A 24411-nucleotide genomic window follows, 5' to 3' on the forward strand; every position below is an offset into this window, starting at 1 on the left:
GCTGGCGTGGCGGTTCACTCGACCAAAGCGATGGCGGCCCGGGCCGTGGCCCTGTGCGTCGCGCTGCTGCACGAGGAGCCGTCGGCGGAGTCCGTCGCGCGGGTGCTGCGCGACCACGGCGAAACCGGCGACCTGGACCTGGGCGAGGCCGACCTGGCGGCGATGCGGGCCGCGGCGGAGCGGCTGGTCGCCGTCTTCGCCGCCGCCGGTCCCGACGTGGCGGCCGCCCGGCTGAACGATCTTCTGGCGACGGCCGCGCGGGCGCCGCGCCTGACGAACCACGCGGGCACGACTCCGTGGCACCTGCACGTGGACGGCGACGACTACGCGCCGTGGGGGGAGTGGTTCCTGGCCTCCTCGGCCCTGGCGCTGGCCGTCCTGCTGGCCGATCACCAGCGAATGCCGGGCGGGCTGTGCGCCTCGGCCACCTGCCGCCGGCCGTACCTGGACCTGGGGGGCGGCAGCCCGCGGCGCTACTGCAGCACGCGGTGTGCCACCCGCGAGCGCGTCGCCGCCCACCGCGGCCGCACCTGACCGAAACGGCAGCAGGCGCCACAAAGGGCCAGCGCGGTAACAGGCGTGACGGGCGGGGATACCCGATACTGGACCCGTGGGGATCGGCGGCCTGCGTGGCCGCCCCGGTCTGTACGGGCTGCGTGCCGTACAGACCGGGCGGGTGGGACGACGAGCCGCGCGCCCGGCCGTGATGGCCGGGCGCAGCCGGTCTGCGGACCTAATCGAATGAATGTTTGAACGATCGCCTACACTTGATGCCATGACGGCTGTTTTCCAAGCTTCTCTGCTGGGAGCCGACGAGCTCGTCGGCTCGGCGATCCGCCGGACGCGTCTGGAGCGCGAGGCGTGGATCGACTTCGGGCCCGGCTGGCTGGCGGAGGCCGACGCGCTGTTCTCCCGGCTGTGCGAGGTGGTGCCGTGGCGGGCCGAACGGCGCCGGATGTACGACAAAGTAGTCGACGTGCCGCGGCTGCTCGCCTTCTACGACGAGGACGAGCCGCTGCCCGATCCGGCGCTCGACGACGCCCTGCGCGCGCTCAACGAGCGCTACGCCGAGGAGCTCGGGGAGCCGTTCCGCACGGCCGGGCTCTGCTTCTACCGCGACGGCCGCGACAGCGTGGCCTGGCACGGCGACACCCTGGGCAGGGGCGGCACCGAGGACACCATGGTCGCGATCATCTCGGTCGGCGCCCCGCGCCCGCTGCTGCTGCGCCCCCGGGGCGGCGGCGCCTCGATCCGTCACGACCTGGGGCACGGCGACCTCATCGTGATGGGCGGCAGTTGCCAGCGCACGTGGGAGCACGCGATCCCCAAGACCACCCGCCCCACCGGGCCGCGCATCAGCATCCAGTTCCGGCCGCGCGGCGTGCGCTGAGAGCAGGGACGGCGCCAGGCACTACTTCTCCGGCCGCAGCACCGAATACAACAGCTGGTCGTGCCAGCTTCCGCCGCGCCACTGGGCCCGGCGGATCACGCCTTCACGTTCAAATCCGGCATTGGCCAGCGCGCCCTGCTCTGCGAGGTTGGTGACATCGGTAATGGCCTCGATCCGCTCGGCCCGGGTGTGGTCGAACAGGTACGTCACCAGCTCGCGGTGCGCCCGGCTGCCCACACCCTTGCCGCGATGGCGCGGGAAGATCACGATGGACAGCGACCAGCACCAGGAGGTGTGCCGCGGACCCCAGATCCGCTGGAACCAGTGCATCCACCCGGCCACCTCGCCACGGGCGTCAATGGTGAAATAGCCGCCCTCGGCGCTCAGCAGCCCGGTCGCCGCGAACTCCTCGCGCATCGCGTGCAGGGTGCGATGGCCGAACCACTGCAGCTCGCCGGTCCCCTTCGGGCTGCCCAGATTCTCCTCGAACACATCCAGGTCCGCCGCACGGACCGGGCGCAGGCTCACGTTCACTCGGGTTCCCTTCCTCAGCTGCACAGAGCCGTACAGGATAGGGCAGCGCGCCGCCGAGTGATCACGGAGGGTGGCCTTAGGACAGCAGCGAGCGCTAGAAAGTCCTGGATCTCCGCAGTGCGGGAGGCCGCCCGTCGGGATCGACCGCCAGGCGGTAGAGCGGCGTGGCGAGCAGCCCGCGCACCCGGGGCAGCTCGGGATAGGAATGCGGCCGCAGCCGCCCCGGCGGTCGCGGACCCTTACGGGCGCCCGCATGCCAGGCTTCGAGCCGCGCCGCCGCGTCGGCGAAGGCGTCGAACGCGGCCACGGGATCGCACAGCTCGTCGCGGGCCGCGCCGTCCTCGGGCAGGTCCAGGTGCTCGCCCATCAGCGCCAGGCGCAGCTCGCGGGCGAACCGCCGGGCGCCGGGCGGCTCGCGCGGATCCTCCTGCTCATCGAGTACGGCACAGCTCAGCTCCGAGTCGTAGCTCCAGGAGCGCAGGTTGACGTTGTCGGACCCGACCGAGGCCCACACGTCGTCGACCACGCAGACCTTGGCGTGCACGTAGACGGGGGTGCCCTCATGGTTCTCCAGGTCGTACAGGGCGACCCGGTCGCCGCCCGCCCGCAGCAGCCGGTTCAGCGCGTGGACCCGGCCGATCAGGCTCGCGGGCCCGGCCAGCCAGCCGTCCTGGTCGGGGTGGCGGGGCACCACGATGACCATCCGCAGATCGGGCTCGCGCTCCAGCGCCTCGGCGAACGGCTCGATCACGTCCGTGGACCACAGATACTGATCTTCCAGGTAGACCAGCGAACGGGCCCGCCCGAGCACCTTCTGGTAGGCGTGCGCCACGCTCCGCTCGCCCTCCGGCGCGAACGGGTAACTGCTACGCCTGGCGGGATAGGTGCGCAGGAGCTGTACGGTGTGCGTGCCCGCAGGAGGCGGCGGCGGCCCCGGCTCGGGCAGCGGAGGAACGTCGTCCATCCTGGCGAAATGGTCGCGCAGCCGCCTGATCGGATCCCTGGTCTCCGGCGCGGGATCCTCCCACCGCTCGCAGAACACCTTCTCCACCTCCGCCACCGCGGGGCCGTGGATGGCGACCTGGACGTCGTGCCACGGGGGCCGCCGGCCGTACTCGCCGGGCATCGGGCACGCCTGCGGATCGCCGAGGTGGTCGGCGTCGTCCCGGCGGCTGTGACACAGGTCGATGCCGCCGAGGAAGGCCACGTCGGCGACCGGATCGCCGTCATGACGCAGGATGACGAACTTCTGGTGGTGCGAGCCGCCCGGCTTGGTCCGCGTGTCGAGGACGGCCTGCCCGCCCGCGGCCTCGATCGCCTCGCCCAGGTGCCGGTTCTCGGCCGAGCTGAAGCGTAACCGGTCCAGGTGCGAACGCCAGATGAGCCCTCTGACCAGCGCGCCTTTGTGCGCGGCGGCGGCCATCGCGTCGCCCACGGAGGGCCCGTTCTCGGCGAGCCGCTCGTCGGGATCGCCGCGCCAGTCGGCGAACAGGAGTAAGTCGTCCTCGCGCAGCGCCTCGACGCAGGTCTTCAGCTCGGCGAAGTAGGTCGCGCCGTGGATCAGCGGGCGTACGTCGTTACCCGTCGACCAGGCGTCGAGCTTGGTCGCCGGATTGCCTCTTTCCTGGTCCGTGAGGAACCAGTCCTGGATCCGCATTCGCAGTCGGCTACCCGGGCGGCGGGCCTCCATGCGTGGCCCCGGCGGTTTCGAACAGCAGATGCTCCCCACCGGGACGGCAGACGAGCTGCAACCCGACCGGCAGGCCGCGCACCGTTCCGGCCGGGACACTCAGCGCCGGAAAACCGACCACGTTCCACATGCTCGTCAGGGCGAGCAGCGCGGCTCGCACGGCGACGGCCCCGCCGTCCAGCTCGGTCGTCCGCTGACCGAGAAACGGCGCGGTGAGCGGTACGGTCGGCAGCGCGAGCACGTCATGCCGCTCGAACAGCGCGCCGACGCTCTCGGCGAGCCGTGGGCGGGCCCGCATGGCCCGTACGTACCGCCAGCCCGGCATCTCGGCGGCGCCGCGCAGGCGTTCGAGCAGCTCGGGGTCGAACAGCTCGGGCGCCTCGGCCAGCCGGTCGGCGTGTACGGCCGCCGCCTCGCTGCTCTGAATGGCGGTGAAGGTCTCGCGCAGCTCGTCCACCTCCTTGGATGGGAACGCGAGCTCCTCCAGCGGTCCGGTGCCCGCCTCCACGGCCCGGCGTACCGTACGGGCCACCTGCGGGTCGCAGGCGAACACACCGGCGGGATCAAGCCAGGCGACCCGCGCCGGCCAGCCGTCCCCCTTCTGGACACCGGCGGGGACGAGGGACCGGTAGGCGATCAGGCAGTCCCGCTCGTGGCCCGCGAGAAGCCCGACGGTGTCGAAGGTCTGCGCCAAGGGGAAGACACCGTCGACCGGGATCACCCCGTACGCCGGCTTGAAACCGGCGACCCCGCACAGTGCCGCCGGAATGCGGACCGAACCACCGGTGTCGGTGCCGAGGGCCACCGGCACCATGCCCGCCGCCACGGCGACCGCGCTGCCGCCGCTGGAGCCGCCCGACATGCGCGCGGGTTCCCACGGATTGCGCGACGGGCCGGCGGCGGAACGATCGCCCGTGGGGCCGTACGCGAACTCGTGGGTGTTCGTCTTGCCGATGACGACGGCACCGGCCTGGCGCAGGCGGGTCACGCAGGCGGCGTCGGCGACCGCGACGTGACCGGCGAAGTGCCGCGAGCCCATGGTCGCGGGCAGCCCGGCGACCATGATGAGGTCCTTCACACCGACCGGCACGCCATGCAGCGCCCCCCGGTCGACGCCCCCGGCCAGCTCCTCGTCCGCGCGCCGCGCCGCAGCCCGCGCCCCGGCGGCGTCCACGGTGATGAACGCGTTGAGCAGCGGGTCGAGCTCGGCGATGGCGTCGAGCGCCAGCTGGGCGAGCGCCGTGGAGGTGGTCCGGCCGTCGCGCAGGTCGCGTGCGAGGCCGTCGATCGTACGTCCGGTGAAGGGGCCAGAGGGTGTCGGCATAGGGCTTAACCGTAGAGGCCGGCCGGTCGCCGCGAGGACCTCCTCGCCGACCCGCGCGAGCACATCACGGTGGCCCGCGCCGAGCCGGACCCCCGACCCAGGCCGGGATCCGCACGATCCTCGACCGGCCCGGTTTCCACACCCTCTCGATGACACCGACGTGGGGCGGCCGACGGGACTTGAACCCGCTTTCACCAAGATCACAACTTGGTCCCTCGTTCGCTTCGGGATCGGCCGCAGTGCCTTCGGCCGGATTCGAACCGGCGTCCTCCTGCTCCGCAAGCAGGCGCGCTCTCCACTGCGCCACGAAGGCCCGGTAGCGGGTGCGGGGATCGAACCCGCCTGCAGCGGTTTATGAAACCGCCGGGCACACCAGCACCCTCACCCGCCATCGGGAACTAAAAAACCGCCCAGACCGTGTGGTCCTGGGCGGCGGCTCGCTGACTGTGACGTCAGTGACGAAGACCCCAGGGCATACGGCCATGGCGGACCATATGACCGTGGCGCATCGCGTCGCTGCTGAGGTTCTTCATGTCGAGAAGCATGCCGGACGGATCATCGAGGGGCAACGCATTTATTCACTGAGCCGGTGCGTCGGCCCACGCCGGCAACGGCTCGCAGGCGCAGCGGCCGCTCGCTGGACCTCAGACGCGCAGCAAGCGCAGGCAGAGCCGCTTGAGTTCACGGCACGTTGACCCGCCTTCACGGAGCATCGACCTGCTTCACGGCACCCTCTCCGGCGGGGTCGGCTGCAGGTACACCGCCGACGCGATCGAGACCTGCTCCCTGATCCGCCGCTCCGTCTCCGCCAGCGCCTGCGCGGCCCCGTCCACGTCGCCCGACGAGTGCATCGTCACCCGGGCGGCGATCAGCAGGTCCTCCGGCCCCAGGTGCAGGGTCCGTACCTGGGCGAACGCCTGGATGGACGGGTCGCCGTCCAAAACCTTCTCGATGGCGTCCTGAACGGCGGGCGTGGCCGCCTCGCCGATGATCATGCTCTTGGTCTCCCTGGCCAGCGTCACCGCCACCGCGACCAGCAGCAGCCCGATGGCGATCGAGCCGAGACCGTCGAAGGCGGAGTTCCCGGTGAGCACCGTCAGCCCGACGCCGACGAGCGCGAACACCAGCCCGGCCAGCGCCGCCGTGTCCTCCAGCAGCACCACCGGCAGCTCGGGCGCCTTCGCGTCGCGGATGAACCCGGCCCACGACCGGCCGTCACGCACCCGGTTGGAGTTGCGTACGGCGGTCCGCAGCGAGAGCGCCTCCATGACGATCGCCACCACCAGAACCCCGACCGCCCACGGCCAGCTCTCCAGCGGATGCGGGTGGGTGATCTTCTCGTACCCCTCGTACAGGGCGAACAGCCCGCCCCCGAAGAACAGCACGAGCGACACCAGGAAGCCGTAGAAGTAGCGCTCGCGCCCGTAGCCGAAAGGGTGATCGGCGCTCGGCTCCCGCTTGGCCCGCCGCCGGCCGAGCATGAGCAGGCCCTGGTTACCCGTGTCGGCGATGGAATGGATGCCCTCGGCGAGCATCGCCGAGGAGCCGGTGAAGAAGAAGGCCACGAACTTGGTGGCCGCGACTCCCACGTTGGCGGCCAGCGCCGCGAGAGTCGCCTGATGTGATCCGTCGCCGCTCATGCGGCCCCCTCTACCCAGGTGGCGGCAATCTTGACATTCCGCGGTCCACGACCCTGCGGCTGCTGGCGGACAATCTGCACGAAACCTCGACGATCACCCGCAGGATTTGTCCACAATCCGTCCGTACCCCAGCGCTTCCAGATCGGCGAGAGCGGCGACGGCGCCGCGCTGGTCGGCAAAGCGGACAAAGCCGGGGATGACACCGCTCTGATCGGCGAAGCGGACAAAGCCGAGGACGACACATATAGCGCGGCAGTCCGCCTCTTCGTCGCGGAAGAGCAGAGCCACGCCCGCCTGCTAGCTCACCCGCCGTGCTGACGGGCTGCTGGTGGGGCCTGATGCTCGGCACGGTGACCGTGGTCGCCGTCGATCACGGTCTGGCGCTGCGCTGCCTGGGCCTGTCTCGGACCCGTTTCGTCCGCGACGTGCTCACCTTGTTCGGGGGAGCCGTCTCGGCGTCCGTACGGTGAGCGCGGTCGATCCGGCCCATCTCAGGCGGGGGAGGGGGAGTCCGCCTCCGCGGCCAGGAGCTTGGGGGTTCCTGAGCCGTCGGCGGCCGCCGACCACACATCGGCGTGGCCCCAGGGACGGATGATCGCGTAGGCGAGCGTCTGGCGGTCCAGCCACATCGCCTGATCGTCCACACTGCGAGTCTCGGCCAGGTGGGTCACCCGTTGGGTGGACAGGTCCAGGACGGACAGCCGCCAGCCGTGTGCCGGATCGCCACCGACGGCCTCCTTGAAGGCGAGGCGAGTACCGTCGGGGGACAGTGAGGGGCATTCGACGTTGTCCCGCAGGATTCTCACCGTGCGGACGGCGAGGTCTCCCGCCACCAGATAGCGGTGGCCGCCGGTGGACATGGTGGCGTAGAAGTGATCATCGTCGGCATCGAAGGTGATGCCCCAGAAGTTGCGGTCAGGCGCCGTGGTGAGCCCGTCGCCACCGGTGACGGCGAAGTCCTCCAGCGTGACCGTCAGCTCGCCCGTACGGGTGTCGAAGATCCCGGCACGCGTGGAGAACGTGCTGCTGTCGTAGGAGTCGCCCGTGACGAAGACCGTCCAGGCGACCATCCGGCCATCGGCCGAGACCCTGGCCCTGTTGGGCAATCCGGCCAGGGAGAAGACCTTCGTCTGGTGCGGCCGCGCGTCCAGGACGGCGACCTGGTAGGTGCCGAGTGCGCCCTCGGGCCGCAGGCACACGGTGGTGCCGCCGGAGGCGTAGACCCGGCTGCACGTGAGCGAGGTGGGCGCGGCGGAGTGGTCGGCGAGCGAGACTCTCATGACCCGGTTCCTCGATCCCGGGGCCGTGCTGCGCACGAGAATGCCGCGACCGGTGGCCGCCTCGGTCGTCGCGACCGGCGGGATGGGTGTGCTGCGCGCGACCGCGTGCCGTATGTAGAAGACGGTGACGGCGGTGAGTATCAGCGTGACCACGGCGGCGATGGTGACGCGGGCGGAGGCGGTCACCGGGCCGCCGTACGCCTGGACAGGGCCGTACGCCTGGACAGGAGGACCGCGGTGGCGAGCGTCGCGACGACGGCGCCCGCGGCGGCTCCCCGGGTCGCCGTTGCGGCTCCCCACAGCTGCCAGGTGAGCCCGAACAGGACCGAGGAGAGCAGGTATGCCAGGGCCTGCCCGGTCTGGACGAGGGCGAGCCCCGTGGTGCGCAGGTGTTCGGGCAGCATCGGACCCGCCAGCGCGATCAGGACGCCGTCGGTGGCCGCGTAGAACACGCCGTACAACCCGAGTGCCGCCACCAGCAGCGGCCATTCGCCCAACGGGCTGAACAGCAACAGGTAGACGGCCGCCAGCGCGCAGTAGCCGCCGAGCACCACGGGCAGTCGCCCGACCCGGTCGGCCAGCGCGCCCAGCGGCGCGGCCAGCAGCAGGTAGGCCAGGTTGGTCCCGACGGCCAGCAGCGGGAACCAGCCGACTGCCAGCGACTCCCGCTGCTGCAACAGCAGGTAGACGAAACCGTCGCCGACGGTGGTCAGCCCCAGCAGGCAGGCCGCCGCGGCGATCCGCCGCACGCCGGGGGTGCCGAGCAGCTCTCGTAACGGCGCGCGCGGGGCGGGGGCGGCGGTGGGCGCATGGTCGCGTACGAACAGCATGAGCACCATGACCGCCACCGCCGCGACGCAGAAGCTGGCGACGAACACCGCGTCGAAGGCCTGCCCAGAGGCGGCGAGTACGGCAAGCGCCGCGATCGGGCCGAGGAAGGCGCCGAAGCTGTCCATCGCGCGGTGCAGGCCGAAGGCTCTGCCCAGTGCCTCGGGGGCGGCGGACAGCGTGATCAGCGCATCGCGTGGCGCGGTACGCAGCCCTTTGCCCGTTCTGTCGACGGCCACCACCAGGCCGATCACGCCTGCGGAGCCCGCGGCCAGGAGACCGAGCTTGGCGACGGCTGACAGGGCGTACCCCACCTGCGCGACGACCTTGGGCCTGCGCGTCCGGTCGGCGACATACCCGCCGGCCAGCCTGAGCACGGCGGTGGCCCCCGTGTACAGGCCGTCGACCAGGCCGTAGGCGGCCGGGCCCAGGTGCAGCCCGATGACGAGGTAGAGCGGCAGGACCGCGGTGACCATCTCGGCGGAGACGTCCGTGATCATGCTGACGGCGCCGAGCGCGACGACGTTGGCGCCGACGGCGGCCCATGGCCGTTTCCCGGTGGGAGCGGTGCTCCTTCCGATGGTTGACAGGTACACGGTGCGTGCTCTTCCTCCGTCCGGCGGGGATCAGGGCTTATGTACCAGCGTCGCCACATAGGACGGGCCGCCCGAGGGGAGGATCTCCTCGACGCGCCAGGCTGTTCCCTCTGCCAGCTCGCCGAGCTCGGCCGGGGAGCAGTACAGGTAGTCGAACCACGAGGTGGTCATGGTCTTGTGCCGGACCCGCATCCGGGTCTGCCCGGGCAGGCGGCCGCGGCGCCGGTTCAGCTCGCCGTAGGCCACCTGGGTCGGGTCGAGCTCGCTCAGCAGGTCGGGATCCATGCTGTCGGCGATGATCCGGGCTCCCGGCGTGGCCATCGCGGCGAGGGCGCCGAGGAAGGCCGGGGCGCTCTCCCGCCCCTGGAGCAGGCCCACGTTCGCGCCGAGCAGGAGAAAGGTGTCATATCGCCCGCCGTCGGCCGCGCGGTTCACGGCATGATCGGCGACGGTGGCGTGCACCACCGACCGTAGACCACGGCGCCGGCAGACCTTGAGGGCACCTGGGGAGGTGTCGAGGCCGGTCACCTCCTCCCCTTGCTCCTGGAGCGCCAAGGCGTGCCGGCCCGCGCCACATCCGACGTCGAGCACGCGGCCGCGGGCCCGCTCCATCCCGGTCACGATGTGCTCGGGCCACAGCGCCGGCGGCTGGAACCAGTGGGCCGCCGGGGTGACCAGGAGGTTCCCGTCCTCGCGCTCCACGATGTCGTAGGTCCAGCGCGCCTCGGGAGGGGCCGGCAGCTCGTAGAAGGCGGCCTGCAGCATCTCGCCGAACGCGTCACCGATCCGGAGCTCCGTCTCGAGCAGGAGCGACTCCTCCAGCACCGAGCTCACCTGTCCTTCAGCGCGACCACGCAGGTGTCGTGCTCGCCGAGAGTGAAGGTGGAGATGGACTGGAAGCCCGCGTCGCGCAGCCAGGTGCGGCATTCGGTCAGGGTGTACTCCGAGCCGCCGGGCGACAGCAGCTGCATGTTCAAGCTGATGATCTCGTTCCAGGGGTCGCCGCCGTGCCCCTGCCCGGTGAGCTGGTCGTAGATGAGGAGCGCCCCGCCGGGCTGGAGGGCGCCGAAAGCCTTCCTGATCAACTGGGCGCGTTCGGCGGGCGACCAGTCGTGCAGGACGTGTCCGATGATCAGGACGTCGCTCTGGGGCAGCGCGTCCTTGAAGAAGTCGCCGCTGACGAACCGTGCCCGGTCCCTGAGGCCGAGCGCCTCCATGTGCGTGCCGAAGGCCGACTCGATTCCCCGCAGGTCGAAGACATATCCGCTGAGGTGTTCGTGGGCGTTGAGAATGTGGGCGAGCAGGTTTCCGCGAGCGCCGCCGATGTCGACGACCGTGGTGTAGTTCGCCCAGTCGAACTTGGCGGCCAGCTCGGGACCCAGCGGCCCGCTGACCGCGTCCATCATGCGCAGGAAGCGATCCAGGTGGTCGGGGTCGCCCATCATCCGCTCGAAGGCCGCGGCCTGGTCCTCTCGGCCGGCGACCTGCGGCTCGCCGGTCCTCAACAGGCCGGTGAGGTTCTCCCAGGCGGGATACATCATGTGGTTGGCCCGCTCGAGGAACCCGCCGCCGTAGGAGGGCGAGGTGCGGTCGAGGAAGCGGGCCGCCGCCGGAGTGCTGGCGTAGTGGTCGTCTTTCACGTCGAGCAGGCCCAGGGCGGCCAGCGTGGACAGAAAGTCGGGTACGGCGCGAGGGTGCAGACCGAGGCGCTCGCACAGCTCCGCCTCCGTGGCCGGTCCGGCGCTCAGTTCGGTGAACAAGCCCAGCTCGATCGCGCTGAGAACGGCCTTGGCGCCGCAGAACGCGGTGCCCAGCCGGTTGATGTCGGCCAGCGTCGTGATTTCGCGCCTGGGTACGGCCGTTTCCGCCACGTCGGGTCCTCTCTCGAAGTGTCCTGCCAGGACGCTGGCAGGCCGATCTCGAGATCCGCTCGAGCATGGCTTCGCTCGACCGGGCACCGCCCGGGTCCAGCGAGGTTCGAGCCGGGCACGAGGGCAGGCCCCCAAGGTCCTGCCATGACCATCGGTTTTCCGCGCGCCCGGCCCGCCGAGGAGACGACGCTGGGCGCCTACGGGCGCCTCGGCTGGTTCAGGACCCTGTTCCTGACCGACGTCTGGGAGCGATTCAGCTTCTTCGGCATGCAGGCGATCCTGGTTCTGTACGCCACCGAGCCGGTCGCGCGGGGCGGCCTCGGACTGCCGGGTACCGTCGCCACCGCGTTGTACGGCTCCTACATCGGGCTGATCTTCGTGCTGGCGGTACCGGGAGGCTGGCTGGGCGACCGGGTACTCGGCGAGTGGCGCGCGACCTTGATCGGCGGCGCCGTCATCGCGCTGGGCCACTTCACCATGGCGCTTCCCTTCCAGGCGAGCGCCTACGCGGGTCTGGCGCTGATCGCGGCGGGCACCGGGCTGCTCAAGCCCAACCTGCTGGCGTTGCTCGGCCGCTTCTACGGCGAGGGGCGTGCGGCGGCACGTGAGGCGGCGATCTCGGTGTTCTATGTCGGCATCCAGATCAGCGCGCTGCTGGCACCGCTGATCACCGGTTTTCTCGGCGAGACGCTGAGCTGGCATCTGGGCTTCTCGGCGGCGGGAGTCGGCATGACCTTCGGGGTGCTGCAGTTCGCGCTGGGCGCCGGGCACTTCGCGGGCAAAGGGCGGGCGCCGGGGCATCCGCTGGACGCGGGTCAGCGGCGGCGCGCGCTGCGACTGCTGGCCGGCGCGGTGGCCGTGGTCGCGGTCCTCCTCGCCGCCGACCTGCTCAGCGGCGGGTTCGGCATCATGCACGTCGTGGCGGCTCTGGGCGTGGTCACGCTGGTGACGCCGCTGGCCTATTTCGCCGCGCTGCGCCGCCGCCCCGAGCTGGACGCGGCCGCGCGGGCGCGGTTGTCGGCCTACCGCTGGCTGCTGCTGGCCTCGGCGCTGTTCTGGCTCTTCGTCATCCAGGGCGGCTCCACGCTCAGCCTGTTCGCCAGAAACTCCACGGACCGGGTCATGTTCGGTCAGCTCGTGCCCGCCAGCTGGTTCCAGTCGGTCACCCCGTTGTTCATCCTGGTGCTCGCGCCGTTGTCGGCGCGGGTCTGGCTGTCGGCGGGCAGCCGGCTCGGGGCACCGGTGAAGTTCGCGGCGGGACTGGCCTTCGCCGCGTCGGGGCTGCTGCTGATGAGCCTGGCCTCCTGGCTGGCCGAGGGCGGCGAGCCGGTTTCCCCGCTCTGGCTGCTGGCCGCCTTCCTGCTGCTGGCCTGCGGCGAGGTGGCCATCGCGCCCATCGGGCTGAGCACGTCGGTCGACGTGGTGCCGGCGGCTCTCACCGGCCGCGTCATCGGCCTGTACTGGACCTTCTCCGCGCTGGGCGGCGGGCTGGGCAGCCTGGTGGTGCGCCTGTCGGATGTCGTTCCCCGGTGGGCGTACTTCCTCATCCTGGCCTTGTCGGGCCTGGGCGCGATGCTCGCCTTCATCCTGGCGCGCGTGCCGCTGACGCGGCGGCTGCGGACAGCGGAAACCACAGCGCTATTCGAGTGACTTTCGAACCGCTCAGAACACCATGAACTAACTAGTCGTCCCGTGAAGGAGCAACGGTGCATCGAACGCTCATCGTCGCCCGGATGGATCCCAAAGACGCGGACTCGGTCGCCCGTCTCTTCGAGGAGTCGGACGCGACGGATCTGCCGCACCGGGTCGGGGTCTCCGGCCGTGCGCTCTTCCAATTCCAGGGACTCTACTTCCACCTCATCGAGGCCGAGGGCCCCGTGGACGCGCGGCTGGCCGAACTGCGCACAGACCCGCTCTTCACCGATCTCAATGAGCGGCTCAAACCGTACATCGGCGCCTACGATCCGGCCACCTGGCGCTCTCCCGCCGACGCGATGGCCCAGACCTTCTACACCTGGAGCCGCTGATGTCCCGCTTCACCGTGATCTCGGCGGCGCAGGTGCCGCCCAACCGACGCAGGGGCGGCGAACTGCGCGTGGTGCTCGGTCCCGCGACGACCGGTGCCACCACCGGGTTCCTCGGCGTGCTCAGACTCGATCCCGGCGAGCACATCGCCGAGCACTACCACCCCTACTCCGAGGAGTTCCTCTACGTCACCGGCGGCGAGCTGGTGGTCAGGCTGGACGGCGAGCACCTGACCGTGCGGGCGGGTGAGGGCGTGCTGGTCCCCAAGGAAGTCAGGCATCGGGTGTGGAACGAGAGCGGCGAGCCGGCCGAGGCCGTCTTCCACCTGTGCCCCCTGGCCCCCCGTCCCGAGCTGGGCCACGTCGACACCGAGCCGTTGCCCGCCGCGCACGAGCCCGCACTCCAGGTCGAGGCCGGCTGATGGGCGCCCGGCATGCGGTGATCACCGGCATCGGCGTCGTCGCCCCGGGTGGCCTCGGGGTGAAGGCCTTCTGGTCGCTGCTCACCGAGGGCAGGACGGCCACCCGCCCCATCTCCGCCTTCGACGCGACCGGGTTCCGCTCCAGAATCGCCGCCGAATGCGACTTCGACCCCGCCCACGAGGGTCTCACCCCGCGCGAGACCCGCAGGATGGACAGAAGCGCTCAGTTCGCCGTGGTGGCCGCCCGCGAGGCGCTCGCCGACAGCGGCTGGCCCCAGGACGACGGGCCCCGCGACCGCGTCGCCGTCGTCATCGGCAGCGCGGTCGGTGCCACCGTCGGCCTGGAGAACGAGTACCTGGTGGTCAGCGACGTCGCCCGTGACTGGGTCGTCGACCACCGCTACGCCATGCCGCACCTGTACGAATATCTGGTCCCCAGTTCCACGGCCGTCGAGGTCGCCTGGCTGGTGGGCGCGGAGGGCCCGGTCACCACCATCTCCACCGGATGCACCTCGGGCCTGGACGCCGTCGGCCACGCCCTGGCCCTCATCGAGGAGGGTGTGGCCGAGGTCGCCATCGCCGGTGCCACCGACGCGCCCATCTCGCCGATCACCGTCGCCTGCTTCGACGCCATCAGGGCCACCTCACCCAACAACGCCGAACCCGAGTCGGCCTCGCGCCCCTTCGACAAAGAACGCGACGGGTTCGTACTCGGAGAGGGCGCGGCCGTCTTCGTCATCGAGGAGCGGGAGGCCGCCCGCCGCAGGGGAGCCCACATCTACGCCGAGATCTCCGGCTTCGCCAACAGGAGCAACGCCTTCCACATGACCGGCCTTCGGCCCGACGGCCGGGAGATGGCCGAGGCGATCAGGGGCGCCCTGCGGCACGCCAGGGTGGATCCCACCGACATCGGCTACATCAACGCCCACGGTTCCGGCACCCGCCAGAACGACCGGCACGAGACCGCGGCCTTCAAGCACAGCCTCGGCGAGCACGCCTACCGCGTCCCGATCAGCTCGATCAAGTCCATGGTCGGCCACTCGCTCGGCGCGATCGGCTCCATCGAGATCGCCGCGTGTGTCCTCGCCCTGGAACATCAGGTCGTCCCGCCCACGGCCAACCTGCGCGTCGCCGACCCCGAATGCGACCTGGACTACACGCCGCTCACCGCGCGCGAGGTCAGCATGGACACCGTGCTGACCGTGGGCAGCGGGTTCGGCGGTTTCCAGAGCGCCATGCTGCTGACCGCCCCCGGGCGGGCGGAATGAACGCCGTCGTCACCGGGCTGGGCGTCGTCGCGCCCAACGGCACGGGCGTGGACGCCCACTGGGCCGCCGTTCTGGCCGGCACCAGCGGCATCGGCCCCATCAGCCGCTTCGAGGCGGGCGACTACCCGGTACGGCTGGCCGGCGAGGTCGCCGACTTCACCGCCGCCGAACGCCTGCCCAGCCGGCTGGTCGCCCAGACCGACCGCTGGACGCAGCTCAGCTTGTACGCGGCTCAGGCGGCGCTCGCCGACGCGGGCCTGAGCGCCGAGGACCTGGCCGGATTGGACGAGTACGGGCTGGCCGTGATCACCGCCAGCTCCTCGGGCGGCAACGAGTTCGGCCAGCGCGAGATCGCCGACCTGTGGCGGCACGGCCCGCAGCGGGTGAGCACCTACCAGTCGATCGCCTGGTTCTACGCCGCCACCACGGGCCAGATCTCCATCAGGCACGGCATGCGCGGCCCCTGCGGGGTCGTCGTGGCCGAGCAGGCCGGCGGGCTGGACGCGCTGGCGCAGGCGGTGAGCGCGCTCCGCTCGGGGTCGCGGCTGGTCGTCACCGGTGGTACCGAGGCCCCGCTCAGCCCGTACGCGCTGGTCTGCCAGCTCTCGGGCGGCCGCCTCAGCCACCGCGACGACCCCGGCTCCGCCTACCTGCCCTTCGATGTGGACGCCTGCGGCCACATCCCGGGCGAGGGCGGCGCGATCCTCATCGTCGAACCCGAGCAGGAGGCCAGAGAACGCCACGCGCCGCAGGTCTACGGCCGGGTCGCCGGTCACGCCGCCACCTTCGACCCGCCCCCGGGCAGCGGCGGGCGCCCCACGTTGTACCGCGCGGCCGAGCTGGCTCTCCAGCGCGCGCAGATCACGCCCGAGCAGGTGGACGTGGTCTTCGCCGACGCCGCGGCCGTTCCCGAACTCGACCGGGCCGAGGCCGAGGCCATCACGCGGCTGTTCGGGCCGCGAGGTGTCCCGGTGACCGCGCCCAAGACCATGCTCGGCCGCCTGTACGGCGGCGGCGCACCGCTTGATCTGGCAGCGGCCCTGCTGTCGATCCGCGACGGCGTGATCCCGCCGACCGTCGGGGTGCGCGAGCTCGCTCCCGCCTGCGCCGGCCTCGATCTCGTCACCGAGACCAGGCCGGCGCCGGTGCGCCGCGCGCTCGTCCTGGCCAGGGGTTTCGGCGGATTCAACTCCGCGGTCGTCGTCACGGCGGCCGCCTGATGAGAAAGGCAACAGATGCCGGGTTTCACGCTCGACGACCTACGCGTGATCATGCGTTCCTGCGGCGTCGAGGAATCCCTCGACTTCGAAGGCGACATCAACGACATCCATATCGCCAACCTCGGCTACGACTCCCTGGCGATGCTGCAGATCGCCTCGCTGATCGAGCGGGAGACCAGCATCACCATCGACGACGCCGCGTTCGCTGAGCTCGACACGCCACGCACGATCATCCACTACGTCAACGCACAGATTGTCAACGCACAGATTCAGGCGGGCTGACATATGGCCGTACACACCGACAATTCCATCCTTATCTCCGCACCCATGGACCTGGTCTGGGACCGGACCAACGATGTGGAGTCCTGGCCGTCGCTGTTCAGTGAGTACGCCTCGGCCGAGGTGCTGGAGCGCCAGGGCGACGTGATCAGGTTCCGGCTCACCATGCACCCCGACCACAACGGCATGGTGTGGAGCTGGGTGTCCCAGCGCACCCTCGACCCCGTGACGCGCACCACCAGGTCCTACCGGGTGGAGACCGGCCCCTTCAAGTACATGAACCTGTTCTGGGAGTACCTGCAGACCAAGGAAGGCGTCCTGTTGCGCTGGGTGCAGGACTTCGAGATGAAGGCGAACGCTCCGCTGGGCGACGGCGACATGGCCGAGCGGGTCAACGGCAACAGCGTCGTCCAGCTCGAGCGCATCAAGAAGATCATCGAGACCGACGCGGCGGCGGGCTGACCCGTGATCAGGTTCCTGCTCCCGGTGGCGCTGCTGGGCAACGGCCTCGCGGCCGGTGACATGTTCTGCACGGCCGTGGGCCTGGCACCGCTCATGCTGACCCTGCCCTACGGCGGCTACGTGCGCCTCGTGCAGTTCCTGTGGCCGCGCTACGACCCCGCGGTGCCCGCCATCAACCTGGCCACCCTGCTGCTGGACCTGGTCATGGCGGTCATGACCGGGCAGCCGGTGCCGCGGCTGCTCTTCGGGGCGGCCGCGGCACTGATCGGCGCGGTGATCGTGATCTCGGTGGCGAAAGCCGTACCGATCAACCGCTATGTGATGGCACTGGACCCCGAGGCCTGCCCCGCCGACTGGGGCGAGCGCGACCCTCGGCTGCGCTGGCGCAACTGGAACCTGGTCCGCACCGTGCTGATGGTCGCCGCACTCGCGGCCAACGCCGTCGGCGCGGCAGTCCTGACCTGATCATCTTTGGAGGAGACATGCGACTCGATGGCAAGAGAGTCCTGCTGACCGGTGGCACCCGGGGCATCGGCCATGGCCTGGCGCTGGCGCTGGCGCGGGCCGGGGCGCGGCTGGTCACCTGCTACCGCAGCGACGAGGACGCCGCGAAGCTCCTGGCCGCCGAGCTGGACGAGCTGGGCGAGCACAAGGTGGTGCGCGCCGATGTGACGGACGCCGGCGACGTCGCCGCGCTCATCGACGAGTGCGGGACGTACCTGGGCGGCCTGGACGTGCTCGTCAGCAACGCCGGCACCATCAGCCACGTGCCCTTCGGCGAACTCGCGGTCGAGGAGTGGCAGCGGGTGCTGGACACCAACCTGACCTCGATGTACCGCCTCGTACGGCAGGCACTGCCGCTGCTGGGTGAGGGCGCCTCGGTCATCGGCATCGGCTCGCGCTCGGCCTTCGTCGGCATCCCCCAGCGCGCTCACTACACCGCCGCCAAGGCGGGCCTGGTCGGGCTGGTCCGCTCGCTGGCCAAGGAGCTGGGACCACGCGGGATCCGCGTCAACCTCGTCTCGCCGGGCGTCATCGACCCGGGGGACGGCACCCTGCCCGAGCCGGTCAGGCAGCGCTACGAGGGGCTCACCGCGCTGGGCAGGCTCGGCACGCCCGAAGAGGTGGCGGGGCCCGTGCTGTTCCTGGCGGGCGACCAGGCCGGCTATGTCACCGGCGAGACCATCCACGTGGACGGAGGGATTTGAGCATGAGCGCTGACGTCTTTCGAGTGATGCTCCGCATGGAGGTGCTCCCCGGCAAGGGGGCGGAGTTCGAGAAGGTCTGGCACGACAGCGCGGCCACCATCACCGGCCAGCCCGCCAACCTCGGCCAGTGGCTGTCCCGCAGCGCGGAAGAGGACGGCGTCTACTACATCGTCAGCGACTGGGTCGGGGAGGAGCCGTTCCGCGCCTACGAGCGCAGCGAGGCGCACCTACGGCACCGCGGCCGGCTGCATCCCTACCGGTCCAGCGGTTCGATGACGACCATGCACGTCGTCCACGATCTGGCCGGCGCGGCGCGGCGGTCATGAGCAACAGACTGCGGGTCCTGCTGCACACCGTGGCCCCCGAGTCCGGGCCGTCGGGGCTGGAGCAGGCGTACCGGCAGATCAGTGAGGAACTCGCCGGCACCCCGGGACTGCTGGGCAACGAGCTCATGCACTCGCTCCTGGACCCCGGCACCTTCGTGGTGATGAGCGAGTGGGAGAGCCTGGAGGCCTTCCGCGTCTGGGAGGAGGGCTCGACCCACCGCCAGAGCACCGCGCCGTTGCGCCCCTACCAGGACCAGCGACGCCAGGATCGCTACGGCATCTACGAGGTCGTCGCTTTCTACTGAGCCGCCTTCTACTGAGCCGCCTTTCACGGAGTACCTGACGGAGGTCTTCACGTGCTCGCCGTACTGGACGTTCTCGCGCTCGTCGGGAGCGGCGTCACCGCGGGCGTGCTGTTCTGCGTCGCGCTGAGCATCGTGCCCACCTTCGCCGCGCTGCCCCCCGACACCTACATCCAGGTGCACCGGCTCGTCGGCCGCAACTACGACCCCACCATGCCGATCATCGTCATCGGCACGACCCTCGCCGCCGCGGCGCGGGCCACCCTTACGGCCGGCTGGCCGCAGCGCCTGCCGTTCACGCTGGCCGCCGTGCTGCTGCTGGCCGTGTCCCTGGTCTCGCACCTGGGCAACGTGCCCATCAACCGCCTGGTGAAGTCGCCGGGGCGGGACGTGCCGCACTCGCGCCTGACCGACCTGCGGCGCAGGTGGCGCGCCCTGAACCTGCTCCGCACCGGGCTGGCCCTGCTCGCCCTGGCCTGCATGGCCATCGCCACGGTGGCCTCGCCACACACATGAGCTCGAGGAGGAGTTATGGACGAGAGAGCGATGGGCGAGGAGGAGTGATGGGCGAGAGAGTGATGGACGAAAGAGTCATGGACGAAAGAGCGATGGACACTGCTCTGGCAGGCAAGCGCCTGCTTGTGACGGGAGGCACCAGGGGGGTCGGCAGAGCCACGGTGCTGGCCGCCGCGCGGGCCGGAGCCCGCGTGGTGACCTGCTTCCACGCCGACGAGGCGGCCGCCGCCGCCCTCTCGGCCAAGCTGGGCACCCCGCACCGGATCGTCCGGGCCGACCTGACAAGAGCCGACGACGTCGCCCGCCTGGCCGCCGAGTGCCGTACGGAGTTCGGCGGGCTGGACGCCGTGATCAACAACGCGGGCGTAGACGGTCACAGCCGCTTGGCGGACCTGGACGAGCTGGAATGGCAGCGCGTACTCGGGCTGGATTTGACCTCGGTCTTCCGGGTCACCCAGGCATGCCTGCCGCTGCTCGGCCCAGGCTCGGCGATCGTCAACGTCGCGGCATCGGCCGCGCTGCGCGGCGTACCGGGACGCTCCCACTACACCGCGGCCAAGGCCGGGATATTCGGCCTGACCCGCTCCCTGTGCAAGGAGCTGGGACCTCGCAACATCCGGGTCAACGCCGTGGCACCCGGGATCATCGACACCGGAGGTGGCGATCCGCTGCCGCCGCCCGTCGTCGAGCGCATCAAGAGCATGACGGCCCTGGGCCGCCTGGGCCGCCCGGAAGAGGTGGCCGCCGCCTCCCTCTACCTGGCGGGCGACCTGTCGGCCTACCTGACAGGCACCACCCTGACCGTCGACGGCGGCATCTAGCGGAGGAGGGGCCATGCCCTACGCAGCCATCACCTACAACGTCAAGCCCGGCCACGAGGACGAGATCGCGGCCATCTTCGCCGACTTCCAGCGCGTCGACACTCCCGAACTGCGCGACGAGGAAGGCAAGATCGCCGGCCGCCTGCTCGGCACGGCCGTGTTCATCAACGACGCGACCCTCGTCAGGTTCATCCACTATGAGGGCGCGATCGAGCACGTGGCCAGGCACATGGCCGGGCACAAGGGCGTGCACCTGATCGAGGAGAAGCTCAAGCCCTACCTCGCCGGCCCCCGCGACACCGGTACCACCGAGGGGTTCAAGCGGCACTTCTCGGCGAGCCTGATGCGCTGCATCTCCCAGCTGTCGGCCGAGCCGGCGAAGGAGACGACGGCGTGATCGCCGTCATCGGCCTGGGCGGGATGGGAGCGGGCCTGGCCCACCGGTTGCTGGCGGCGGGATTCCCCGTCACGGTCCACAACCGGACTCCCGGGCGGGCCGAGTCCCTCGCCGGGGCGGTCGTGGCGGCCTCGCCCCCGGAGGCCGTGGCCGGCGCCGAGCTGGTCCTGCTCTGCCTCAGCGACGAGGCCGCCGTCGACGCCGTCCTGACCGCGCGGGTGCTGGCGGAGGTGAAGCCGGACGCCGTGATCGTCAACACCTCCACCGTGTCGCCCGGCTACTCCCGGCTCCTGGCCGGGCGGGTCGTCGCCGCCGGACGGCGCTTCGTCGAGGCGAGCCTGCTGGGCAATCCGTCGCAGGCGCGCGCGGGCGAGCTGCGGGTGCTCACCGCGGGGGAGGCGGAGGACGTCGCGGTGGCGCGCCCCGTGCTGGACACGCTGGGCAAGGAGGTGATCCATCTCGGGCCCCCAGGTCAGGCCGCTGCCTTCAAGCTCGTCTTCAACCTGCTGCTCGGCGCGCAGGTCGCCTCTCTCGCCGAAGCCGTCGTCTACGGCGTGCGGGCCGGGATCTCCCGCGAGCTGCTGCTGGACGCGATCGCCGCCAGTGGCTTCAGCTCCAAGGTAATGGCCTTCCGCGCCGGCATCATGCGCGAACGCCGCTACGAACCCGCCGCCTTCAGAGCCAGATTGATGGAGAAGGACCTGCGCCTGGGTATGGCGGCCGCCGCCGAGCTGGGCGTCGCCCTCCCGGTCGCGGAACGCGCGGCCGAGCGCTTCGCCGCCGTCATCGCCTCGGGCGACGGCGATCTGGACGCCGCGGTCCTCATCGAGCTGGCCGAGCGCGAAGCGGCGGCGGGTGCGCATGAGTGACGGGGCACCGGTGCTGCGCGGGCCCGTCGTCTCCTACGAGCACGGCGAGCACATCGACGAATGGATCGACCGGCAGGCCTCGCTGCACCCCGCCGCCCCTGCTCTGCGCTGGCGCGGCCAGGAGACCTCCTACGCCGACCTCGTCGTCGACGCCGAGACGATGGCGGGGGCGCTGGCCAAGCGCGGCGTCGGCCCCGGCGACGTGGTGCCGGTCAGGATGCGGCGCGGGCCCCGCATGGTCGCGGCGCTGCTGGCCGTACTGAAGAGAGGCGCGGCCTACGCGGCGGTCCCTCCAGACTGGCCGCGGGCCCGCTACGAGCAGCTCACCGACCTGGTCACCCCCCGCGTGGAGATCACCGGCGCGGGCGGGACACTGCGCCACGGCGTCGTCACCGCCGCCACGCTGCTACGCGAGGGCTGGCGCCTGCCGCCCGCCGAGCCACCCGAACGCGGCTCGGGGACCGACCCCTGCTGCGTCTTCCTCACCTCGGGCAGCACCGGCACCCCCAAGGCCGTGCTGGCGCCGCACCGAGGCGTGATCCGTACCGCGCTCGACCCGCTGCACACCCTGGACGGGCCGATGAACTCGCTGCAGAGCGCGTCCGTCGCCTGGGACGTGTTCGCGATGGAACTGTGGGTCCCGCTGATGCGCGGCGGATTCTGCATGCTGCACGAGGAGGGGCACCTGACAGCCGCGGGCATCCGCGACGCGGTCGCCCAGGGCGTCAACGTGCTGGCCCTGCCCGCCGTGCTGTTCAACGCGGCCCTCGACGACGACCCCCGCTGCCTGGACGGCATCGAGCTCATGGTCACCGGCGGCGAGCGCGCCTCGGGCCGGCATTTCGCCGCGGGCGTGCGCGAGCACCCAGGGATGCGCCTGGTCCACGCCTACGGACCCGTCGAGAGCTCCATCTGCGCCACCGCCCACCTGGTGACCCACGCCGAGGAGGGAGAGGATGTGCCGATCGGCCGTCCCGTGGCCAACACGACGGTGTACCTGCTGGACGCGGAAGGGCGGCTGAGTGCCCCCTGTGAGCTCGGTGAGATCGCGATCGGCGGCGACGGACTGGCCATCGGCTACCTCGGTGATCCCGAGGCCACCGCCGACCGCTTCCCCACACTCGAGCTGGACGGCGAGCCGCGACGGGTCTACCTGACCGGCGACCTGGCCAGGATCGACGACTCAGGCGACCTGGTCTTCGCCGGCCGCCGCGACCGCCAGATCAAGCTGCGCGGCTTCCGCATCGAGCTCGGCGAGGTCGAGCACGTCATCGAGCGCGTCCCAGGGGTCGGGCGCGCCGCCGCGTTCGCCCTGCCCGCGGGCACGCGGGTGCCGGTACGGCTGGCCGCCTGCTACACCACGGACGCCGGCACCCGGGTTGGCCCGAAGGCCCTGCGCGAGTACCTGCTGAGCCGCCTGCCCGAGGCGTTCGTCCCCGACACGCTGGTCCCGCTCGCGGCGCTGCCGCTGCTGGCCAACGGCAAGGTGGACTACGCCGCGCTCCCCGGCCTGCTCCCCGATCCTGACGACGCCGGCGGCGCCGCCGAGCAGGAGCGGGACAACCCCGCGCCGATCGGCCCCGAGCTGCGGACGATCATGGAGCTCGCCGGTGACCTGCTGGACCGGCCGATCGGCCAGGGGGACGACCTGTTCGTCAGGGGCGGCACCTCGCTCACCGCCGTACGGCTGGCCAACCGGATCCGGGTCAGGCTGGGGCAGGTCATCGCCGCCGCCGACATACTGGAGCGCCGTACCCCGGCGCGGATCGCCAAGCTCCTGCACCCGGGTTCCATGACCTGCGCGGAGGCGGAGGACGGCAGCCCGGACTGGCTCGACGGGCTACCGCTCAACCAGTACAGATTCTGGCTCAGCGAGTGGCTCAGCCCCGAGCACGACCAGGCGCTGATCGGCATGGAGTATCGGCTGCGCGGGCCGCTGGACCGAGCGGCCCTGGCCGCCGCCGTCGACACCGTGGTCGGCTGGCACGAGTCGCTGCATACCCGGCTGCCGGCCGTACGACGCAGACCGGCCATCGAGATCCTCGACCCCGCGTCCCTGCCCTCCGTGTTCACCGTCGCCGAGCCGGCGGGCGACCTGGCGGCGGCGCGGCAGCTGGCCACGGCCTTCGCCCGGCGCCGCTACCACATCGGGCGCGAAACCCCGCTCGGGGTGCTGCTCATCCCGCTGGGCACCGATGATCACCTGCTGGTGCTGTCGGCGCACCACTCGGGGTTCGACGGCTGGTCGGAAGTCCTGTTCTGGCGGGACGTGGGCCAGGTCTACGCCGACCTGGTCGCGGGCCGCCGTCCGCCGGACCGCGTCCCGACCTCCTTCCACCGCGTGATCGCCAAGCAGGAGCGGTGGGCGGCGCCCCGCTACGACGACGCGTGCCGTTTCTGGGCCGACCACCTGGCGGGGATGCCCGCGTTGCCGCTGCCCGGCCCGGCCGACGAGGTCGGTCCCGCGGCCGAGCTCGTCCTGGCGATCGACCAGAGCCTGCTGGAACGGGCGGCGCGGGCCGCGGCGCTCGCGGGCGGCACCGTGACGGCGCTGTTCCTGGCCGCCTACGTTCGCGCGCTGCGCGCCCACACCGGCGCGGACGACTTCCCCGTGACGGTGCCCGTGGCCGCCAGGTCCATCCCCGAGACCGAAGACGTGATCGGCTGCTTCGCCTCTCTCATCACCCTGCGCTTCCCCGGGCTCTCCGCCCATCCGATGGCGGCGGTCAGAGCAGTCGCCGACGGCCTGCGCGCGGCGGTCTCCTCGCCGGTCGTGCCGATCGACAGGTTCTACGACCCGCCGGCCGACGCACCCCGGCACCCGCTGCTCCAGGTCCGCTTCGCCATGCACGACTACGCACCGGGCCGGATCGAGCTGCCCGGCATCACCTGCGAGGGCGAGCGCATCGGGCCCGCCCGCGAACGCAGTGACGTGGCCTTCGAGGTCTGGCCCGCGCCGCGGCCTCGTGCCATGCTGCGCTACCGCTCCGACGTGCTCACCGAACCCGAGGCCCGGCGCCTGGCCGACCGCTGCCTGGCCGAGGCCGAGTCCCTCGTCACATCCCTGTCCGCCGGAGACGCCGCGATCCCAAGAGCCTGACGACCAGGGCCGCAGCTCTCAGGCGGCCCTGGTCGTCTCCCCGG

Annotated in this window: 28 protein-coding genes and 3 tRNA genes; 19 read left to right on the forward strand and 12 right to left on the reverse strand. The window is 71.4% G+C overall.

All coding sequences use genetic code 11. From position 1 onward, the window contains the following. Positions 1–6 precede the first annotated feature (6 nt). Positions 7–534: a CGNR zinc finger domain-containing protein gene (locus tag ACGFJ2_RS04365; RefSeq protein ID WP_393464523.1), complete on the forward strand. Its 528-nt coding sequence runs from the start codon at positions 7–9 to the stop codon at positions 532–534. Between the two features lie 241 nt (positions 535–775). Then, a complete protein-coding gene (locus tag ACGFJ2_RS04370) occupies positions 776–1390 on the forward strand; it encodes an alpha-ketoglutarate-dependent dioxygenase AlkB (RefSeq protein WP_393464526.1) in 615 nt (204 codons plus the stop codon). A gap of 21 nt (positions 1391–1411) precedes the next feature. On the opposite strand, the gene ACGFJ2_RS04375 is transcribed toward ACGFJ2_RS04370, so the two are convergent. The 8 genes from ACGFJ2_RS04375 to ACGFJ2_RS04410 form a co-directional block, all read right to left on the reverse strand. Continuing rightward, a complete protein-coding gene (locus ACGFJ2_RS04375; RefSeq protein WP_357951542.1) occupies positions 1412–1924 on the reverse strand; it encodes a GNAT family protein in 513 nt (170 codons plus the stop codon). Between the two features lie 94 nt (positions 1925–2018). Next, complete coding sequence (locus tag ACGFJ2_RS04380) at positions 2019–3581, reverse strand: phospholipase D family protein (protein ID WP_393464529.1); 1563 nt, start codon at positions 3579–3581, stop codon at positions 2019–2021. 10 nt (positions 3582–3591) lie between these two features. Beyond that, a complete protein-coding gene (locus ACGFJ2_RS04385; protein WP_393464532.1) occupies positions 3592–4938 on the reverse strand; it encodes an amidase in 1347 nt (448 codons plus the stop codon). A gap of 161 nt (positions 4939–5099) precedes the next feature. Continuing rightward, positions 5100–5176: transfer RNA gene (locus tag ACGFJ2_RS04390), tRNA-His, on the reverse strand. 2 nt (positions 5177–5178) lie between these two features. Next, a tRNA-Arg gene (locus ACGFJ2_RS04395) sits at positions 5179–5251 on the reverse strand. 4 nt (positions 5252–5255) lie between these two features. After that, positions 5256–5328: transfer RNA gene (locus ACGFJ2_RS04400), tRNA-Met, on the reverse strand. Between the two features lie 332 nt (positions 5329–5660). Beyond that, positions 5661–6578, reverse strand: coding sequence for a cation diffusion facilitator family transporter (locus ACGFJ2_RS04405; protein ID WP_357951548.1), 918 nt, complete (start codon positions 6576–6578; stop codon positions 5661–5663). A 93-nt stretch (positions 6579–6671) separates the two neighbouring features. Continuing rightward, entirely contained in the window at positions 6672–6866 is a 195-nt protein-coding gene (locus tag ACGFJ2_RS04410) for a hypothetical protein (protein ID WP_393464535.1), read from the reverse strand. Positions 6867–6889: 23 nt separating this feature from the next. On the opposite strand from ACGFJ2_RS04410, the gene ACGFJ2_RS04415 reads away from it, so the two are divergent. Next, on the forward strand, positions 6890–7048 hold the full coding sequence (locus ACGFJ2_RS04415; RefSeq protein ID WP_393464538.1) for a hypothetical protein: 159 nt from the start codon (positions 6890–6892) through the stop codon (positions 7046–7048). Between the two features lie 21 nt (positions 7049–7069). Here the strand turns inward: ACGFJ2_RS04415 and ACGFJ2_RS04420 are convergent, their stop codons facing one another. The 4 genes from ACGFJ2_RS04420 to ACGFJ2_RS04435 are packed head-to-tail and all read right to left on the reverse strand — an operon-like array spanning position 7070 to position 11153. Further along, positions 7070–8044 carry a hypothetical protein gene (locus tag ACGFJ2_RS04420; protein ID WP_357951553.1) on the reverse strand — a complete coding sequence of 325 codons (975 nt, stop codon included), beginning with the start codon at positions 8042–8044 and terminating at the stop codon, positions 7070–7072. Next, positions 8041–9282 carry an MFS transporter gene (locus ACGFJ2_RS04425; protein WP_393464541.1) on the reverse strand — a complete coding sequence of 414 codons (1242 nt, stop codon included), beginning with the start codon at positions 9280–9282 and terminating at the stop codon, positions 8041–8043. Before ACGFJ2_RS04425 ends, ACGFJ2_RS04420 begins: the two co-directional genes overlap by 4 nt. A gap of 30 nt (positions 9283–9312) precedes the next feature. Continuing rightward, positions 9313–10116 carry a class I SAM-dependent methyltransferase gene (locus ACGFJ2_RS04430; protein WP_393464544.1) on the reverse strand — a complete coding sequence of 268 codons (804 nt, stop codon included), beginning with the start codon at positions 10114–10116 and terminating at the stop codon, positions 9313–9315. Continuing rightward, the gene (locus ACGFJ2_RS04435) at positions 10113–11153 is read right to left on the reverse strand and encodes a methyltransferase (RefSeq protein ID WP_393464547.1); all 1041 of its coding nucleotides are present in this window, start codon (positions 11151–11153) and stop codon (positions 10113–10115) included. Before ACGFJ2_RS04435 ends, ACGFJ2_RS04430 begins: the two co-directional genes overlap by 4 nt. A gap of 144 nt (positions 11154–11297) precedes the next feature. Between ACGFJ2_RS04435 and ACGFJ2_RS04440 the strand changes: the two genes are divergently transcribed. From ACGFJ2_RS04440 to ACGFJ2_RS04515, 16 genes are all read left to right on the forward strand, one after another. Next, entirely contained in the window at positions 11298–12803 is a 1506-nt protein-coding gene (locus ACGFJ2_RS04440) for a peptide MFS transporter (protein ID WP_393464550.1), read from the forward strand. A gap of 56 nt (positions 12804–12859) precedes the next feature. Further along, the gene (locus tag ACGFJ2_RS04445) at positions 12860–13180 is read left to right on the forward strand and encodes a TcmI family type II polyketide cyclase (protein ID WP_357951560.1); all 321 of its coding nucleotides are present in this window, start codon (positions 12860–12862) and stop codon (positions 13178–13180) included. Beyond that, positions 13180–13599 carry a cupin domain-containing protein gene (locus ACGFJ2_RS04450; RefSeq protein ID WP_393464553.1) on the forward strand — a complete coding sequence of 140 codons (420 nt, stop codon included), beginning with the start codon at positions 13180–13182 and terminating at the stop codon, positions 13597–13599. The genes ACGFJ2_RS04445 and ACGFJ2_RS04450 overlap by 1 nt, the downstream gene beginning before the upstream one ends. Further along, the gene (locus tag ACGFJ2_RS04455) at positions 13599–14867 is read left to right on the forward strand and encodes a beta-ketoacyl-[acyl-carrier-protein] synthase family protein (protein WP_393464556.1); all 1269 of its coding nucleotides are present in this window, start codon (positions 13599–13601) and stop codon (positions 14865–14867) included. The genes ACGFJ2_RS04450 and ACGFJ2_RS04455 overlap by 1 nt, the downstream gene beginning before the upstream one ends. Next, on the forward strand, positions 14864–16087 hold the full coding sequence (locus ACGFJ2_RS04460; RefSeq protein WP_357951564.1) for a ketosynthase chain-length factor: 1224 nt from the start codon (positions 14864–14866) through the stop codon (positions 16085–16087). The genes ACGFJ2_RS04455 and ACGFJ2_RS04460 overlap by 4 nt, the downstream gene beginning before the upstream one ends. Positions 16088–16102: 15 nt before the next feature. Then, positions 16103–16369, forward strand: a complete 267-nt coding sequence (locus tag ACGFJ2_RS04465; protein WP_357951566.1) for an acyl carrier protein — start codon at positions 16103–16105, stop codon at positions 16367–16369. 3 nt (positions 16370–16372) lie between these two features. Next, the gene (locus ACGFJ2_RS04470) at positions 16373–16828 is read left to right on the forward strand and encodes an SRPBCC family protein (RefSeq protein WP_393464560.1); all 456 of its coding nucleotides are present in this window, start codon (positions 16373–16375) and stop codon (positions 16826–16828) included. Positions 16829–16831: 3 nt separating this feature from the next. After that, positions 16832–17293: a DUF1772 domain-containing protein gene (locus tag ACGFJ2_RS04475; protein ID WP_357951569.1), complete on the forward strand. Its 462-nt coding sequence runs from the start codon at positions 16832–16834 to the stop codon at positions 17291–17293. 17 nt (positions 17294–17310) lie between these two features. Next, a complete protein-coding gene (locus tag ACGFJ2_RS04480) occupies positions 17311–18036 on the forward strand; it encodes an SDR family NAD(P)-dependent oxidoreductase (protein ID WP_357951571.1) in 726 nt (241 codons plus the stop codon). Positions 18037–18038: 2 nt separating this feature from the next. Continuing rightward, positions 18039–18362, forward strand: a complete 324-nt coding sequence (locus ACGFJ2_RS04485; RefSeq protein ID WP_357951573.1) for an antibiotic biosynthesis monooxygenase family protein — start codon at positions 18039–18041, stop codon at positions 18360–18362. After that, on the forward strand, positions 18359–18667 hold the full coding sequence (locus ACGFJ2_RS04490; protein ID WP_357951575.1) for an antibiotic biosynthesis monooxygenase: 309 nt from the start codon (positions 18359–18361) through the stop codon (positions 18665–18667). Before ACGFJ2_RS04485 ends, ACGFJ2_RS04490 begins: the two co-directional genes overlap by 4 nt. Before the next feature lie 51 nt (positions 18668–18718). Continuing rightward, complete coding sequence (locus ACGFJ2_RS04495; protein WP_393464565.1) at positions 18719–19180, forward strand: anthrone oxygenase family protein; 462 nt, start codon at positions 18719–18721, stop codon at positions 19178–19180. A 92-nt stretch (positions 19181–19272) separates the two neighbouring features. Beyond that, positions 19273–20001 carry an SDR family NAD(P)-dependent oxidoreductase gene (locus ACGFJ2_RS04500; RefSeq protein WP_358182711.1) on the forward strand — a complete coding sequence of 243 codons (729 nt, stop codon included), beginning with the start codon at positions 19273–19275 and terminating at the stop codon, positions 19999–20001. Between the two features lie 13 nt (positions 20002–20014). Further along, entirely contained in the window at positions 20015–20398 is a 384-nt protein-coding gene (locus ACGFJ2_RS04505; RefSeq protein WP_357951581.1) for a SchA/CurD-like domain-containing protein, read from the forward strand. Continuing rightward, complete coding sequence (locus ACGFJ2_RS04510; protein WP_393464569.1) at positions 20395–21267, forward strand: NAD(P)-dependent oxidoreductase; 873 nt, start codon at positions 20395–20397, stop codon at positions 21265–21267. The genes ACGFJ2_RS04505 and ACGFJ2_RS04510 overlap by 4 nt, the downstream gene beginning before the upstream one ends. Then, complete coding sequence (locus tag ACGFJ2_RS04515; RefSeq protein WP_393464572.1) at positions 21260–24367, forward strand: AMP-binding protein; 3108 nt, start codon at positions 21260–21262, stop codon at positions 24365–24367. Before ACGFJ2_RS04510 ends, ACGFJ2_RS04515 begins: the two co-directional genes overlap by 8 nt. Positions 24368–24411: the final 44 nt, after the last annotated feature.

This window comes from Nonomuraea sp. NPDC049028, assembly GCF_043197735.1.
Lineage (GTDB): Bacteria > Actinomycetota > Actinomycetes > Streptosporangiales > Streptosporangiaceae > Nonomuraea.

Bases quoted from the DNA above. Each gene is read 5' to 3' on its own strand.
- ACGFJ2_RS04370 (WP_393464526.1), top strand. From the start codon at position 776: ATGACGGCTGTTTTCCAAGCTTCTCTGCTGGGAGCCGACGAGCTCGTC.
- ACGFJ2_RS04380 (WP_393464529.1), bottom strand. From the start codon at position 3,581: ATGCGGATCCAGGACTGGTTCCTCACGGACCAGGAAAGAGGCAATCCG.
- ACGFJ2_RS04385 (WP_393464532.1), bottom strand. From the start codon at position 4,938: ATGCCGACACCCTCTGGCCCCTTCACCGGACGTACGATCGACGGCCTC.
- ACGFJ2_RS04405 (WP_357951548.1), bottom strand. From the start codon at position 6,578: ATGAGCGGCGACGGATCACATCAGGCGACTCTCGCGGCGCTGGCCGCC.
- ACGFJ2_RS04440 (WP_393464550.1), top strand. From the start codon at position 11,298: ATGACCATCGGTTTTCCGCGCGCCCGGCCCGCCGAGGAGACGACGCTG.
- ACGFJ2_RS04450 (WP_393464553.1), top strand. From the start codon at position 13,180: ATGTCCCGCTTCACCGTGATCTCGGCGGCGCAGGTGCCGCCCAACCGA.
- ACGFJ2_RS04455 (WP_393464556.1), top strand. From the start codon at position 13,599: ATGGGCGCCCGGCATGCGGTGATCACCGGCATCGGCGTCGTCGCCCCG.
- ACGFJ2_RS04460 (WP_357951564.1), top strand. From the start codon at position 14,864: ATGAACGCCGTCGTCACCGGGCTGGGCGTCGTCGCGCCCAACGGCACG.
- ACGFJ2_RS04465 (WP_357951566.1), top strand. From the start codon at position 16,103: ATGCCGGGTTTCACGCTCGACGACCTACGCGTGATCATGCGTTCCTGC.
- ACGFJ2_RS04470 (WP_393464560.1), top strand. From the start codon at position 16,373: ATGGCCGTACACACCGACAATTCCATCCTTATCTCCGCACCCATGGAC.
- ACGFJ2_RS04480 (WP_357951571.1), top strand. From the start codon at position 17,311: ATGCGACTCGATGGCAAGAGAGTCCTGCTGACCGGTGGCACCCGGGGC.
- ACGFJ2_RS04485 (WP_357951573.1), top strand. From the start codon at position 18,039: ATGAGCGCTGACGTCTTTCGAGTGATGCTCCGCATGGAGGTGCTCCCC.
- ACGFJ2_RS04490 (WP_357951575.1), top strand. From the start codon at position 18,359: ATGAGCAACAGACTGCGGGTCCTGCTGCACACCGTGGCCCCCGAGTCC.
- ACGFJ2_RS04500 (WP_358182711.1), top strand. From the start codon at position 19,273: ATGGACACTGCTCTGGCAGGCAAGCGCCTGCTTGTGACGGGAGGCACC.
- ACGFJ2_RS04505 (WP_357951581.1), top strand. From the start codon at position 20,015: ATGCCCTACGCAGCCATCACCTACAACGTCAAGCCCGGCCACGAGGAC.
- ACGFJ2_RS04515 (WP_393464572.1), top strand. From the start codon at position 21,260: ATGAGTGACGGGGCACCGGTGCTGCGCGGGCCCGTCGTCTCCTACGAG.